We start from the raw sequence: 13,548 nt of genomic DNA on the forward strand, positions 1-13,548 counted from the left end.
GAAAGGTTCAGCGGGCGTGGCGTTCCGGGTGGGCCCGGTTCCAGGCCCGCATCCGCTCCGGGTAGCCGGTGCGGCCGGCCTCGTACAGCGGGATGGCGTGCTTCTGGGCGATCTTCCCGGCGGCGCGCGGCGAGCCGGTGCGGCGGCGGATCCACTCGCCGTCGTGGGCGATCGCGACCACCGTGGTGTCGGTCGCCGTGGTCTCCGGTTCCAGGTAGAACTCCACGCCCTGCCGGCTGACGGCGAATGCTTCCAGGGCGGCGAGGTCGTCCCCGGTCGCCTCCCGGTCGAGCTTGGTCGGGGTCGTGTCGGCGACGCGTGACCGTCGGCTGAACCAGCCCATTGCCCGGCTCCTCTCCTCGGCGTCCCTCCCAGTGCAGCACCCTTTCCTGACAGTCACCTGCGAGCCGGATGGCAGCACACTGACCGTCGGGCCCGGGCGGGTCAGCGGGCCGGTGGGCGCAGCACCGGGACCAGAGCGAGGGTGGGCAGCAGCAGGATCGGCACGACCAGCAGCGCGCGCAGCGTGCCGACGTGGTCGCCGAGCAGGCCGAGCAGCGGCGGTCCGCCCAGGAACGCGGTGTAGCCGATCACCGCGACCACGCTGACCCGGGCCGGTGCCCGGTCCTCGTCGTCGGCGGCGGCGCTCATCCCGACCGGGAAGCCGAGCGAGGCGCCGAGCCCCCAGAGCGCGACGCCGGCGACCGCCAGCGGCCCGGAGCCGGCCAGCACCGCCAGGGTGGCCCCGCCGGCGGCGAGGCCGATGGTGCCGAGCAGCACCGGCACCCGTCCCCAGCGGTCGATGGCCACGGTGCCGGCGGTACGGCCGAGCGTCATGCCGACCACGAAGACGCCGAAGACGGCGGCGCCGACCGCCTCGCTGACCCCGTACCCGTCGACGAAGGCGACCGCCAGCCAGTCGTTCGCGCTGCCCTCGGTGAACGCCATCACCAGCACCAGCAGGCCGACGAGCAGGGTGCGCGGCTCCCGCCAGGCGGCCAGCAGCGCCCGCCGTCGGGCCGCCGGCTCCGCCGCGCCGTCGGCCTCCGCTGCGGCCGGCAGGAAGGACCGGGCGCCGAGCAGCGTGCCGACCAGCACCACCGTCGCCAGCGCGGTCAGGTGCACGCCGACCGGTACGCCCACCCGGGCCGCCCCGGCGCCGATCCCCGCCCCGGCCACCGAGCCGAGGCTCCAGGCGGCGTGGAACCGGGGCAGGATGGTCCGGCCCAGCCGCTTCTCGACGGCCGCGCCCTCGATGTTCATCGCCACGTCGCAGGCGCCGGAGCCGTAGCCGAGGGCGAACAGCCCGACGGCGACGCCGGCCAGCGAGCCGGCGAGCCCGGCGGAGAGCCCGACCACCGTCATGCCGACCGCGACGAGCAGGGTCGAGGTGGCCACCGTCCAGGCCGGCCCGAGGCGCTGGGTGACCAGGCCGGCGGTCGGCATCGCCAGCAGCGCGCCGACGGACATCGCGAGCAGCAGCAGGCCCAGCCGGCCGGCGCTCAGTTCGAGGGACTCCTTGACGGCGGGGACCCGGGAGAACCAGGTGGCCACCGCCAGCCCGTTGAGGGCGAACACGACCGCCACCCCGGTACGGGCGGCCAGGACCGGCCGCGGTACCGCCCGCCGGTCGGCGGTCGGTGTCTCGGTGGTGCTGCTCACAGCGCTGTCTTCCTCTCCCCGGGCGGACTGCCTCGCCGACGATCGCACACCTGAGAGCGCTACCACCACAAGCTGGATCCGCCCCTTACCGGCGACCGCCGCGAACCGGCATGATGCCGGGGTGGGCGGGCGCGGGGGCGCGGCCGGGGACGGGTGGAGGACGACGTGAGCAGGCCGACGACACGCCCGGCGACGCTCGAGGACGTGGCCCGGGCGGCCGGGGTGTCCCGGTCGACCGCCTCGCGGGTGATCGCCGGCACCGGATTCGCCTCGCCCGCCGCCCGGGACCGGGTCGTCGCCGCCGCCGACCGGCTCGGCTACGTGCCGAACCAGGCGGCCCGCGCCCTGGTACGCGGGGCCGGGGTCCGGCTGGTGATCGCCGTGACCGGCGCCGACGCCACGGTCCTGGACGACCCGTACGTCGACCGGGTGGTGGGCGCCGCCGCCCGGGTCTGCGCGCCGCACGGGATCGGGGTCGCCCTGGAGTGGCTCTCCCTGCGCGCACCCACCGGCCTGCGGCGGCTCGGCGAGGACCGGGGCGTCTGCGGGATGGTGCTGGTCAACACCACCGAACCGGTGCTGGACGCGGTGCCGGCCGGCCTGCGCGGCCGGGTGGCCTCGATCGGCATCGGCTCGGCGACCGTGCCCTCCTTCGACGTGGACAACGGCGGGGGCGCCGACGCGGTGCTCCGCCACCTGCACGACTCGGGCCGCCGCCGGATCGCGATGGTCACCGGGCCGCGCTGGCTCTCCTGCGCCGGCCGGTCGGTGACCGCGTACCGGGCGCTGATGCGCGCGGCCGGCCTGCCGGTGCGGCTGGTCGCCGGTGACTTCACCGCTGCCCGGGGCGGCCGGGCGGCGCTGGAGGTCCTCACCCGGTGGCCGGAGACCGACGCGATCTTCGCGGCCAGCGACGCCACCGCGTTCGGCGTGATCTCCGCACTGCGGGGGCGCGGGCTCCGGGTACCCGGCGACGTCGCGGTGGCCGGGTTCGACGACATCCCGTACGCGGCGGTCAGCACGCCCGCCCTCACCACCGCCACCCACCCGGTCCGGCGGATCGCCACGGCGGCGGCCACCGCGGTGCTGGACGGCCGTCGGGTGCCACCGGTCACCGCGTTCCCGTCGACGCTGGTCGCCCGCGAGAGCGCCTGACCGGCGACCCGGCCCGACCGGCAGCGGGCCCGGCCCGGAGAGCGCCCGACCGGGCGGTTGACCGGCGGCAAGCGGGGTAACCGCGCGGGGATCGGCCGACGGGAGGGGGCGAGACGAGGTGACGGAGCCCGCGCCGCCGCACCGGCGACCGGAGGAGGAGAACCCGCGGCACGGCCGGCTCCACGCGCGGCCGGCCCCGCCGGTGGCCCGGGGCGCCACCGGCCTGACCCCGTTGACCGCACCGGACGGCCGCCCGCCCGCGCTGCTGTACGCCCCGGCCGGCGACGGGCCGTACCGGGTGGTGGTGCTGCTGCACGGGGCCGGCGGAACGGCCCAGCAGGGGCTCGACCTGCTGCTCCCGCTCGCCGACGCGCACCGGCTGCTGCTGCTCGCCCCGCAGGCCACGGCGAGCAGCTGGGACCTGATCGTCGAGGGGTTCGGCCCCGACGTGGCCCGGATCGACGAGCTGCTCGGCACGGTGTTCGGGGCGTACCCGGTGACGGAGGTGGCCGTCGGCGGCTTCTCCGACGGGGCGTCGTACGCCCTCTCTCTGGGCCTGACCAACGGCGACCTGGTCGACGCGGTGCTGGCCTTCTCCCCCGGCTTCGCCGCGCCGCTGGTGACCCACGGCCGGCCGCGCGCCTTCGTCTCGCACGGCACCGACGACCGGGTGCTGCCGGTGGACGTGTGCAGCCGGCGGCTGGTCCCCCGGCTGCACTCCCTCGGCTACCCGGTGGAGTACGCCGAGTTCGCCGGCGGCCACGAGGTGCCGGCGGAGATCCGGCAGCGGGCGGTGGCCTGGCTCGCCGGCTGACGCCGGTCAGGCGGGTCCGGTGACCGCGGCGTCCACCCGGCCCAGCACGGTGGCGTCGTCGTCCACGCCCACCCCGCGGAGCAGGTCGATCGCGGTGGCCCGGACCTGCCCGATGATCATGGCGAGCGGGAGGGTCTGGCCGGGGGTGAAGAGCCGCCCGGCGACCCGGACGGCCGCCAGCGCCGCCGCGTCGGCCCGCTCGGCGTGCCGGTCGGCGACGCCGTCCTGCCCGCCCAGGTCGGCGGCGAGCGCGTCGCCGGCCGCCCGGACCGCCTCGGCCAGGGTGCGGACGGCGGCGCCCAGGTCGGGCGGCGCAGGCGCCGGTCCCCGGACCAGGGTGACCGCGGCCCGGGCGAGCACCCGCACGTTGCGGACCGCGTAGTCGATCTGCCGGATCGAGCCCTCCACCGAGCGGAGCCGGCCGATGTGGCGGCGTCGCCGCAGGTTGAGCCGCAGCGCCTCACCGGCGGCGAGCACCGCGCCGCGCAGCCGCTCCACCCCGGCGTCGGCGTGCCGGGCCCGGTCCAGCGCGGCCAGGGCGGCCGCCTCGTCGCCCCGGTCGAGGGCCGCCGCGATCTCGTCGAGGAGCCCGGCCAGCTCCTGGAAGGTCTGCCGGAACTCGGCGACCAGCGGCGCGAGCGGCCGGCGGGCGTCGACGAGCTGGCTCGCCACGACGGCCACCGCGCCGCCGATCAGCGCGTCGACGAACCGGAACGGGATCAGCGACTCGGTCGGCGGCGCGACCACCACCAGGTAGAGCGCCGAGACGGCGGCCTGCACGACGGAGACCGAGCTGGCGCCGATCGCCACCGCCAGGGCGACGGTCAGCAGGATGACGGTGAAGACCGTCCACGTGGTACGCGGACCGAGCGCCTGGACGACCAGGTCGGCGACGAGCACCCCGGCGGCCACCCCGAGCAGCACCTCCACGGCCCGGCGCATCCGCTGGCCCCGGGCCTGGCCGAGCACGATCAGCGCGGCGGCCGGGGCGAAGAACGGCTGCGGGTGGCCGACCAGCCGGGTGGCCAGGACCCAGGCGACGGTCGCCGCGAGGGTGGCCTCCACCACCGGCAGCCAGCCCCGCCGCAGCCGCCCCGCGGCCTCCGGGAACCAGCCCTTGCGTGCCATCGCCGCCTCCTCCGCCGCCGGGTCGAACCCACCCATGGTGCGCCGGCCCGACCCGGACGGCAGCGCCCAGGGCCGCCCCGGGCCGGTGGCGCCGGTCACTCCGGGCACCGGTGACGTCGCGGGCCGGCCGGCCCGGCGCCCGCCGCACCCCGCCCGGCGCCACGGAGCACCAGGTGGTGCAGCCCGCCGACCCGCCGAGCCACCCGAGTGGAGACGCTGAGTGGTCGAAGTGCCCTGAGACATGCGCCGGCGTCTACGATCAGCCGCATGGATCCGCTCACCGCGCTGCTCGACGGCCCGCGGGCGCGCGGCGCGTTCCTGCTCCGGTCGCTGCTCGATCCGCCGTTCGCGCTCCGCATCGAGGACCGGGCACCGCTGACCGTGGTCGCGGTGGTGCGCGGCTCGACCTGGGTCGTCCCCGACGAGGGCGATCCGGTGCCGGTGCGGCCCGGTGACGTGACGGTGCTGCGCGGGCCGGACGCGTACACGGTGGCCGACGACCCGGCCACGCCGCCGCAGGTGGTGATCCATCCAGGGCAGCGCAGCACCACTCTGTACGGCGAGCCGCTCACCGAGACGACGGGGCTCGGGGTGCGCACCTGGGGCACCGGGCGGCCGGGGTCGACCGTGCTGCTGACCGGGACGTACCCGCAAGCCGGCGAGGTCAGCCGGCGGCTGCTCACCGCCCTGCCGGCCGCGCTGACGGTCCGCGCCGAGGAGTCGCCGACGCCGTTGGTGGGGGTGCTGGCGGAGGAGGTCGTGCGGGACTCCCCCGGCCAGGCCGCGGTCCTCGACCGCCTGCTCGACCTGGTGCTGATCACCGCGCTGCGCACCTGGTTCGACCGCCCCGGCGCCGCTCCCGCCTGGTACGCGGCGGCCGGCGACCCGGTGGTCGGCCCGGCGCTGCGGCTGCTGCGCAACGACCCGGCCCGGCCCTGGACGGTGGCCCGGCTGGCCGCCGAGGTCGGGGTGTCCCGGGCCGCCCTGGCCCGCCGCTTCACCGAACTGGTCGGCGAGCCGCCGATGACGTTTCTCACCGGCTGGCGGCTGGCTCTCGCCGCCGACCTGCTCCGCGAGCCGGACGCGACGCTCGCCGCGGTGGCCCGCCGGGTCGGTTACGGCAGCCCGTTCGCGCTGAGCACGGCGTTCCGGCGGGAACGCGGGGTGAGCCCGCGCGCCCACCGGGAGCGGTCCACGGTGGCCTGACCCGGCCCGGCTCAGCCGCCGGTGAACGCCCGCAGCAGCGTACGCACCGCCGAGCGCAGGTCGGCCCGGCTCTCCGCGCTGCCGGCCGGGGGCGCGCTCAGCGCCCCGGCGCCGACCAGCCGGTCGAAGAGCAGCCCGTCGACGAACGCGACGAACTGGTCGCCCTGCCGGCGGGGATCCGGCGCGCCGGCCCGGGCCAGCAGGTCCCGGGCCTGGACCCGGAGCACGGTGCCGTGGTCGAGGATCGGGCGCAGCTCGGGGCGGTGGACCGCCTCCAGCAGGCAGGCGTACCGGGCCAGGGTGCGGGCGCGGCCGGTGCTCAGCCACCGGTCGAGCACCGGCTGACCGCCCGACCCGCCGGCCCGGTTGCCACGCCCGGCACGACCGGGCGGTCGGCCGGCAGCGTCAGTCGGCGGCGGCGAGGCGGGCGTACTCCGGGGAGCTCAGGAAGCGGGTGAGCAGCTCCGCCGTGCCCGGGGTGTACGGCCGGCCGTCGAGGAGCTCGTCCGGGGCGGTGAAGACGATCGCCGCGCCCTCGCCGAGCACCACGTCCCGCTGGCCGGCCCGGGTCGCGCCGCAGAAGTAGTGCTTGACCCGGTCGATCTCGGGCAGCTCCTGCGTCGCGAAGAGCCGCAGCTCCCCGTCGGGGCGCAGCCCGGTCTCCTCCCACAGCTCCCGGACGGCCGTCTCGTCGATGGTCTCCCCGGGCTCCCAGTGCCCGCCGGGCAGGCCCCAGACGTTCGGATGGTGCGGGGCGTGCGCGTCGCGGAGCTGGAGCAGCAGCCGCCCGGCGCGGTCGACCAGCAGGACGCAGGCGATCGGGTGCATCCGGCCAACCTACTGCCCGACGCCCGCCACCGGGGTCCCGGCCGGACCGGGCCGGTCGGCCCTCCCGCGCGGCGCGCCCGGGGTCCCCAATGGAACGTGGCGGCCGTTCACGAGGAGGTTCCGATGCCCGCGACGGGTGACCCGCACCGCGCCGGGATCTGGCGCCGGCACGCGCGGTGGATGTACCGGGGCGGCCGGCCGAACGCCCTGGCCCGGCTGTTGAACGGCCTCTCGGCGCGGCAGTACGCGGCCGGGCTGGCGCCCGGGCACTGGGTGACGCTGGAGGTGCCGGGCCGGCGTACCGGCCGGGTGGTCTCCGTGCCCCTGGTGGTGGCGGACCACGACGGCGGGCGGTACCTGGTGGCGATGCTCGGCGAGCGGGCCAACTGGGTGGCCAACGTCCGGGCGGCCGGTGGTCGGGCGGTGCTGCGGCACGGCCGGCGGGAGCCGGTCCGGCTGGTGGAGGTGGCGGTGGCCGACCGGCCGCCAATCCTGCGCCGGCACCTGGCACTCGCCCCCGGCGCCCGACCGCACGTGCCGGTGGACCGGCACGCCCCGCCGGCCGACTTCGCCCGGGTCGCCGCCGGCTTCCCGGTCTTCCGGATCCTGCCGGACACCCCGTCCGGCGCGGGTCGGGCCGACTGAGCCGAGCCACCCGCGGCGGCCGGTGGGGGTCAGCCCCGGGCGCGCCAGACGGGGCTGTCGACGTAGCGGTTGTCGTAGCGTTCGCCGCTCGCGCCGATCTCGGCCGGGTCGGCCTCGCCCCGGTACACCCGCTCCAGCAGCCGGTAGTAGTCGAAGCGCACGATGCCCGGGGTGAAGAACACCAGCACGTCGGCGGACTCGCCGGCGGCCGGGGCGAAGGCGTGCCGGGTGCCCGCCGGCACGACCAGCAGGTCGCCGCGGCGCAGGGTGGTGATCTCCTCGCCGACCAGCACGTCGAGCACGCCGTCGAGGACGAAGAAGCTCTCGGCCGCGCTGGTGTGCAGGTGGGGCGGGGCGCCCGGGGAGCCGCGGTGCAGGGTGGCCCGGTTGGCGGTCAGCGCGCCGCCGGTCACGTCGGCGTCGGCGAGCAGGGTGATCAGGCTGGTCGGCCCGTCGGCGAGGACGGTGGCCTCGGTCGCCCGGACGTGCACGGGTGCGGTGGTGGTCATGGTCTCGCCCTTCGTCGTGGGATGCCGGTGGTCAGGAGAACATCTCGGCGAAGCGACCGCGGGTGTTGCCGGGGGTGTCGGGGTAGCGGCGCTCGACCGCCGCCTTCAGCTCGGCGAGGGTCTGCCCGGCGAGCTCCCGCCGCCAGGCCAGGTCGGCCCGGCGCATGGCCTGGGAGATCAGGCAGGCCTGCCGGTAGTCGACGTCCGGGCTGCCGCCCGGCCCCTGGCGGAGGATCTGCTCGCAGCGGAACGCCTCCTCCGGCCCCTCGATGGCGGTGACCACGTCGAGCAGGGTGATCTCCTCGGGGGCGCGGGCCAGCCGGAAGCCGCCGCGCGGCCCGGAGGTGGAGGCGAGCAGCCCGGCCCGGACCAGGGCCTGTAACTGCTTGTTCAGGTACGCGGCGGGCAGCTCGTAGAAGGCCGCCAGCCGGGTCGCCGACACCGCCCGCCCCGGCGGCAGCCAGGCCAGGTTGAGGCAGCTGTGCAGGGCCCACTCGACCCCCTCGCTCAACTTCATATCCTGGATGTTACTTGTCCAGAATAGCCGGCGCAAGATCCCGGCCGGACCGCTCCCCGGACGCCCGTTCGCCGATCCCGACCAGCCGGGCCCGGGCTGCGGAGGTCGACGTCAGGTGGCGGACCAGGGCTGCCGCGGCGAGCAACGCCAGCACCACGCACACACCCAGCCAACCGAAGTGGGCGTGGGCCCGGGCGCCGAGCCAGGAACCCACGCCACCCCCCAGGTAGGCGCAGGTCATGTAGGCGGTGTTGAGTCTGCTCCGGACCTCGGGGCGCAGGGCGTAGATCCGCACCTGGTTGGCGACCATGCCGGACTGCATGCCGACATCGAGCAGCAGCGTGCCCAGCACCAGGGCCGCCAGACCCACCATCCCGCCGAGCGCGCCGAGCGCGAGGACGGCCGCCGAGGCGATGACCCCGAGCAGGCAGACCAGGTTGACCGCGTCGGTCCCCCACCGGTCCACCTGGCGTCCCGCGACCGGGGTGCAGAGCATGGTCCCCGCGTTGACCAGGGCGAGCATGCCGAGCGCCGGCGCGCCCAGGCCGTACGTCGGGCCGGTCAGCAGCAGCGCGATCCCGGTCCACACCGCCGAGAAACCGCCGAAGACGGCCGCCTGGTAGAACCCGGAGCGGCGCAGGTCGGGCTCGGTCCGCAGCAGCCGCAACGGTTCGGCCAGCAGCGCCGGGTACTGGTGCCCGGACGGCGGTCGTGCCGTCGGCAGGACGCGGGCCATGACCACCGCGATGAGCAGCGCGGATGCCGCGGCCAGGAGGTACGGGGCCCGCCATCCCCACCGGTCGCCGATGGTTCCGGCGACGGCGCGGGAAAGGAGCATGCCACCGATCGAGCCGCTCAGCAGCGTGCCGCTGACCACCCCACGCCGGCCGTCGGCGGTCAGGCCGGCGGCCAGCGGACCGATGATCGGCGCGACCACGGTGGTCACCCCGACGAGGGCGCTCGCGCCGACCAGCAGCGGCAGCGCGGGTGCGATGCTCGCGGCGAACAGCTCCACCCCGGTGAGGCCGAGCAGGGCGACGAGCAGCGGGCGGTGCGGGAACCGGTCGCCGAGCGGCACCAGCAGGAAGATCCCGGCGGCGTAACCGAACTGCACCGCCGTCGCCACCAGGGCGGCCGAGTCGGGGCTGACGTGCAGACCGGCGGCGACCAGCGGGCTGATGGTCTGCGGAAAGTAGACGTTTCCGACGGCCACCCCGCAGGTGAGGGCGAGGAGCAGCAGCAGCCGACGGCTCACGGGGAAACCGCCGGTCCGGGTTCGTCGACCACGTCAGTCCACCGGCCCGCCGGCCACGTAGACGACCTGGACGGAGACGAACCCCGCCTCGACGCTCACCAGGTACGACGCGGTGTGCGCGACGTCCTCGGGCCGGCCCACCCGGCCGACCGGGATGGACTCCGCCGCGCGGCGCTGGAACTCGGCGAAGTCGAGGCCGAGGTGCCGGGCGGAGGCCCGGGTCATGTCGCTCACCACGAAGCCGGGCGCGATGGCGTTGGCGGTGATGCCGTGCCGCCCGAGCTGGCGGGCGAGCGACTTGGTGAAGCCGATCAGCCCGGCCTTCGCGCTGCCGTAGTCGACGCGAGCGGCGTCGCCGACCGCGGAGATGCTCGACATGTTGACGATGCGTCCCCAGCCGGCGTCGATCATGTGCGGGCAGACGGCCCGGGTGACCAGGAACGGCCCGCGCAGGTTGACGTCCGTGACCCGGTCCCACTGCTCGGTGGTCATCTCCACCAGGTCGGCACGCGGACCGACCCCGGCGTTGTTGACGAGCACCGTGGGCGGCCCCAGCTCGGCCGCGATCCGCGCTACGGCGGTGGTCACCGCGGCCTCGTGGGCGACGTCGGCACCGATCGCCAGCGCCGATCCACCGGCGGCGGTGATGGCCTCGACGGTTCCGGCGCAGTCCTGCTCGCTCAGGTCGAGCACCCCGACCGCGAGGCCGTCCCGGGCCAGACGCCGGGCCACCGCGGCGCCGATGCCGCGTGCCGCACCCGTGACGATCGCCGTGCCCGGCCGACCGGCCTGGCCGGTCAGGTTCACCTGGTGTGTCATGCCGGGAAGTCCACGGCACGCGGCGGTGGTCGCCAAACGATGTAGCGTATCGCTTAATGATCAGCTTTGTGCTCGACGTCGAGGACCTCGCGGACACCCGGTTCGCGATCTCACCTATCCACGAGACCGTGCTCAGCCTGCGGGTGCTGCGCGAGCCCGGCCTGTACGCGATGCACCTGCCGTGGCGCAGGTCGGTGCTCGGTCGACTCGACGCGTTCGGCGCCGACCTGCTGATCTCCCTGGTCGGGCCGGACCGCGCCATTCCGGACTTCCTGACGCCCCGGCCGGCGAAGTTCGCCGCGACCTTCGAAGAAGAACTGGCCGCAGTACGCCGGACGCCTCCGGAGCTGGTGCGCCGTGACGTGCTGGCGGTCTACCCGCGGGTCCGGCCGCCGGAGGTCCTGCGGGGGGTCGAAGCGGACGACGATGCGCCCGTCCTCGCGCTCGGCGACGCCATCTGCGACCAGCTGCAGCTGTACTGGGAGGTGGCGATCCGGCCGACCTGGCCGCAGCTGCGACTCGTGCTGGAAGCCGACATGACCTACCGCGCCCGGCAACTGGCCGTGGGCGGCGCGCGCCTGCTCTTCGCCGACATGCACCCGAACCTGCGCTGGCACGACGGCGTGCTGCACATCGACAAGATGATCGGCAGGCACCGCGTTGTGGTGTCCGGCCGAGGGCTGCTGCTGGTGCCGTCCGTGTTCTCCCACAAGCCCGCCCCACCGGTCAGCCCGGCGGAACCACCACTGCTGGCATACCCCTGCCGTGGAGTAGCGACGCTGTGGGCCCCGGCGCCGACCGCTGACCCGACCGCACTCACCTCGCTCCTCGGCGCGCCCAGAGCGCGGCTGCTCGGCCTCCTGGACGAGCCACTGCCGACGGTGGAGATCGCCCGCCGGCTCACGGTGACGCCCAGCGCCGTGTCACAGCACCTGCGGGTGCTCCACGCGACCGGCCTGCTCACCCGCACCCGCGACGGACGACACGTGCTCTACCGCCGCAGCCCGCTCGGCGATCAACTGGCCGACCCGTCGGCCCCCGGCTGACCGATCTGGCGGACCGCGGAACGGCTCCCGGCCTCGGCCTCGGGTCCGGCAGCGAGAAACGTGGCCATGGCGACCCTGGCCGACGTCGTCCGCCGGGCCGGCGTGCGCCGGCTCCGGCCCGATACCGCCTTGCGGGACGGGCGCGGCTCTGCCAGCATCGGGTCCATGATCGAGAGAAAGGGCGTGCGCGCCCTCGCGCGATGAGCCCCAGTAGCCGGCAGCGGGCGAGACGCCGCGCCGGAACCGGCCGGCACCATGCGGCACACCTGGACCGCTGGCACCGGGCGGCGGAGATCCGCGACGAGTGGTTGCGGGCCGCCCTGCACACCGAACCCGCCGATCGGGAGACCGCGGAACGGGCCATCACCGGCCTGTACGCCCTGCTCGGCCGGCGCCGCCCCCGCTTCCACTGGGCGGCCAGCCCCTGGCAGGCCGTGGACCTGCTCGACGAACCCCCGATCCGGCTCGGCGGGCCGGTCGACCCCACCGCTCCGTGGCACGTGGCCCACCAGCTCGCCGACGTGGCGCACCGGCTCGCCGGCCGGCTCGACGAGCGGGCGGGCCCGGCCGGGACGTTCTGGTGGACCACGGAGCGGATCGCCCGTACCCGGCCGCCGGCCGACGCGCTCGCCGCCGGCGTCAGCCTGGCCGAGCTGCTCGTCGTCGGGGTGCGCGACTCGCTGGACCGGTCGGTGCACGACGGGCTCCGGACGCCGCTGCGGGCCGCGCTCACCGAGGCGGTCGGCGAACCGCCCGGCCTGCGCTGGCACGGGCAGCACGACGCGCCCTGGGTGGCGTACCACGACGTGCGGCGGCGGCTGCGGCCCGGGCTGTTCCACCCGGACGACGACCGGCAGGTCGACCTCTGGGCCGACATCGCCCGCTCGTGCGGCTGGTGGTGGCCACGGGAGGACGTCTGCGTGGTGACCGAGCGGACCGGCGTGGCGCACACCGAGGCGCTGCCGGGGGCGCTGCACGGCGAGGTCCGCACCCACAACCGGCACGGGCCGGCGGTCGGGTACGCCGACGGCTGGGGCGGCCACGCCTGGCACGGCACCGCCGTACCGGCGTGGGTGATCGAGGAGCCGACGGTGGAGCGGATCGGGGCGGAGCGCAACGTCGAGGTGCGCCGCTGCGCGATCGAACGCCTCGGCTGGGACGCGTACCTCGACCAGGCCCGGTTGGCGCTGGTCGCCGAGGCGCTCGACCCCGGCAACCCCGGCTGCCGGCTCCAGCTCTACGAACTGCCCCAGCGTGTGTGGGGCACCCCGGCCCGGGTCCTGCTGGCGGTCAACGGCTCCGTCGAACGCGACGGCCACCGCCGCCGGTACGGCCTCAGCGTCCCCGCCGACCTCGACGATCCGGTGGCCGCCGCCGGCTGGTCGTACGGCCTCTCCGGCGAGCAGTACGCCCGACTCCTCCGACGAACCTGAAGGTGATCACATGGAGCTGACCCTCGAAGAGCTGACCGACCGCACCGGACTGACCGTCCTCGACCACCTGGAGCGGCAGGTGCGCATCCCCGTCGTCGACGGGCTCCAGGCCCAGGGCGACCTGATCGTCATCCCGCTGGCGGTGCTCGACGACGTCGAGGTGCCGGCGCGGGCGCGCTGGCGTCCGGTGCCGCCGTCGGGCGTGGAGCTGCTGCGCGGCGCGGCCGGCGGCAACCCGCACACGCTGGTCGCCGAGCCGGGCGCCGCCGAGTGGACCACCGAGGTCCGCGACCGGCAGCGGCTCGCCGTCGGCGTGCTGCGGGCGACCCGGCCCGCGTACCTGATCCATCCCGAGCACGGCGGCTCCGGCATCGCGCCGGGGACGTACCTGGTCCGCCGGCAGCGGGAGCGCAGCACCCAGCGCGGCCAGGCCGACTTCCTGGTCGCCGACTGACGGCGGGGTCGGGCCGCCGCCGCGACGCCGAGCGTGGCGGCGGCGGCCCGACCGATTCCGCCCGCACCCGACCGACC

At 76.3% G+C, this 13,548-nt stretch carries 16 protein-coding genes; 7 read left to right on the forward strand and 9 right to left on the reverse strand.

The window, feature by feature from the left end; genetic code table 11:
- Positions 1–7: 7 nt before the first annotated feature.
- Together EV384_RS25795 and EV384_RS25800 are read right to left on the reverse strand one after the other, a co-directional pair.
- Positions 8–343, reverse strand: a complete 336-nt coding sequence (locus EV384_RS25795) for a hypothetical protein (RefSeq protein WP_130337262.1) — start codon at positions 341–343, stop codon at positions 8–10.
- A gap of 101 nt (positions 344–444) precedes the next feature.
- Positions 445–1,662, reverse strand: a complete 1,218-nt coding sequence (locus EV384_RS25800) for an MFS transporter (RefSeq protein ID WP_130337264.1) — start codon at positions 1,660–1,662, stop codon at positions 445–447.
- Between the two features lie 165 nt (positions 1,663–1,827).
- Here EV384_RS25800 and EV384_RS25805 point away from each other — a divergent pair, with 165 nt between their 5' ends.
- Positions 1,828–2,817: a LacI family DNA-binding transcriptional regulator gene (locus tag EV384_RS25805; protein WP_130337266.1), complete on the forward strand. Its 990-nt coding sequence runs from the start codon at positions 1,828–1,830 to the stop codon at positions 2,815–2,817.
- Between the two features lie 118 nt (positions 2,818–2,935).
- The gene (locus EV384_RS25810) at positions 2,936–3,631 is read left to right on the forward strand and encodes an alpha/beta hydrolase (protein ID WP_130337268.1); all 696 of its coding nucleotides are present in this window, start codon (positions 2,936–2,938) and stop codon (positions 3,629–3,631) included.
- Between the two features lie 6 nt (positions 3,632–3,637).
- Here EV384_RS25810 and EV384_RS25815 read toward each other — a convergent pair whose 3' ends face one another.
- Complete coding sequence (locus EV384_RS25815) at positions 3,638–4,858, reverse strand: FUSC family protein (RefSeq protein WP_242624289.1); 1,221 nt, start codon at positions 4,856–4,858, stop codon at positions 3,638–3,640.
- 168 nt (positions 4,859–5,026) lie between these two features.
- On the opposite strand from EV384_RS25815, the gene EV384_RS25820 reads away from it, so the two are divergent.
- A complete protein-coding gene (locus EV384_RS25820; protein ID WP_130337270.1) occupies positions 5,027–5,965 on the forward strand; it encodes an AraC family transcriptional regulator in 939 nt (312 codons plus the stop codon).
- Positions 5,966–5,976: 11 nt separating this feature from the next.
- Here EV384_RS25820 and EV384_RS25825 read toward each other — a convergent pair whose 3' ends face one another.
- Both EV384_RS25825 and EV384_RS25830 read right to left on the reverse strand, forming a co-directional pair.
- Positions 5,977–6,303 carry a hypothetical protein gene (locus EV384_RS25825; protein ID WP_242624290.1) on the reverse strand — a complete coding sequence of 109 codons (327 nt, stop codon included), beginning with the start codon at positions 6,301–6,303 and terminating at the stop codon, positions 5,977–5,979.
- Positions 6,304–6,370: 67 nt separating this feature from the next.
- A complete protein-coding gene (locus tag EV384_RS25830) occupies positions 6,371–6,793 on the reverse strand; it encodes an NUDIX hydrolase (protein ID WP_130337272.1) in 423 nt (140 codons plus the stop codon).
- 123 nt (positions 6,794–6,916) lie between these two features.
- Between EV384_RS25830 and EV384_RS25835 the strand changes: the two genes are divergently transcribed.
- On the forward strand, positions 6,917–7,438 hold the full coding sequence (locus EV384_RS25835; protein ID WP_242624291.1) for a nitroreductase/quinone reductase family protein: 522 nt from the start codon (positions 6,917–6,919) through the stop codon (positions 7,436–7,438).
- A gap of 29 nt (positions 7,439–7,467) precedes the next feature.
- Here EV384_RS25835 and EV384_RS25840 read toward each other — a convergent pair whose 3' ends face one another.
- Genes EV384_RS25840 through EV384_RS25855 form a run of 4 tightly spaced genes read right to left on the reverse strand, consistent with a single transcriptional unit; the run spans position 7,468 to position 10,538 of the window.
- Entirely contained in the window at positions 7,468–7,947 is a 480-nt protein-coding gene (locus EV384_RS25840; RefSeq protein ID WP_130337274.1) for a cupin domain-containing protein, read from the reverse strand.
- 31 nt (positions 7,948–7,978) lie between these two features.
- Complete coding sequence (locus tag EV384_RS25845; protein WP_130337276.1) at positions 7,979–8,464, reverse strand: RrF2 family transcriptional regulator; 486 nt, start codon at positions 8,462–8,464, stop codon at positions 7,979–7,981.
- Between the two features lie 10 nt (positions 8,465–8,474).
- A complete protein-coding gene (locus tag EV384_RS25850) occupies positions 8,475–9,719 on the reverse strand; it encodes an MFS transporter (protein WP_130337278.1) in 1,245 nt (414 codons plus the stop codon).
- Between the two features lie 33 nt (positions 9,720–9,752).
- Entirely contained in the window at positions 9,753–10,538 is a 786-nt protein-coding gene (locus EV384_RS25855; protein WP_130337280.1) for an SDR family NAD(P)-dependent oxidoreductase, read from the reverse strand.
- Between the two features lie 56 nt (positions 10,539–10,594).
- On the opposite strand from EV384_RS25855, the gene EV384_RS25860 reads away from it, so the two are divergent.
- The 3 genes from EV384_RS25860 to EV384_RS25870 all read left to right on the forward strand — a co-directional run bounded on the left by EV384_RS25860 (position 10,595) and on the right by EV384_RS25870 (position 13,471).
- On the forward strand, positions 10,595–11,584 hold the full coding sequence (locus EV384_RS25860; protein ID WP_130337282.1) for an ArsR/SmtB family transcription factor: 990 nt from the start codon (positions 10,595–10,597) through the stop codon (positions 11,582–11,584).
- Positions 11,585–11,784: 200 nt separating this feature from the next.
- Positions 11,785–13,017, forward strand: coding sequence for a DUF6745 domain-containing protein (locus EV384_RS25865; protein ID WP_130337284.1), 1,233 nt, complete (start codon positions 11,785–11,787; stop codon positions 13,015–13,017).
- Positions 13,018–13,027: 10 nt separating this feature from the next.
- Positions 13,028–13,471 carry a hypothetical protein gene (locus EV384_RS25870; RefSeq protein WP_130337286.1) on the forward strand — a complete coding sequence of 148 codons (444 nt, stop codon included), beginning with the start codon at positions 13,028–13,030 and terminating at the stop codon, positions 13,469–13,471.
- Positions 13,472–13,548: the final 77 nt, after the last annotated feature.

The sequence above is a fragment of the Micromonospora kangleipakensis genome (genome assembly GCF_004217615.1).
Lineage (GTDB): Bacteria > Actinomycetota > Actinomycetes > Mycobacteriales > Micromonosporaceae > Micromonospora > Micromonospora kangleipakensis.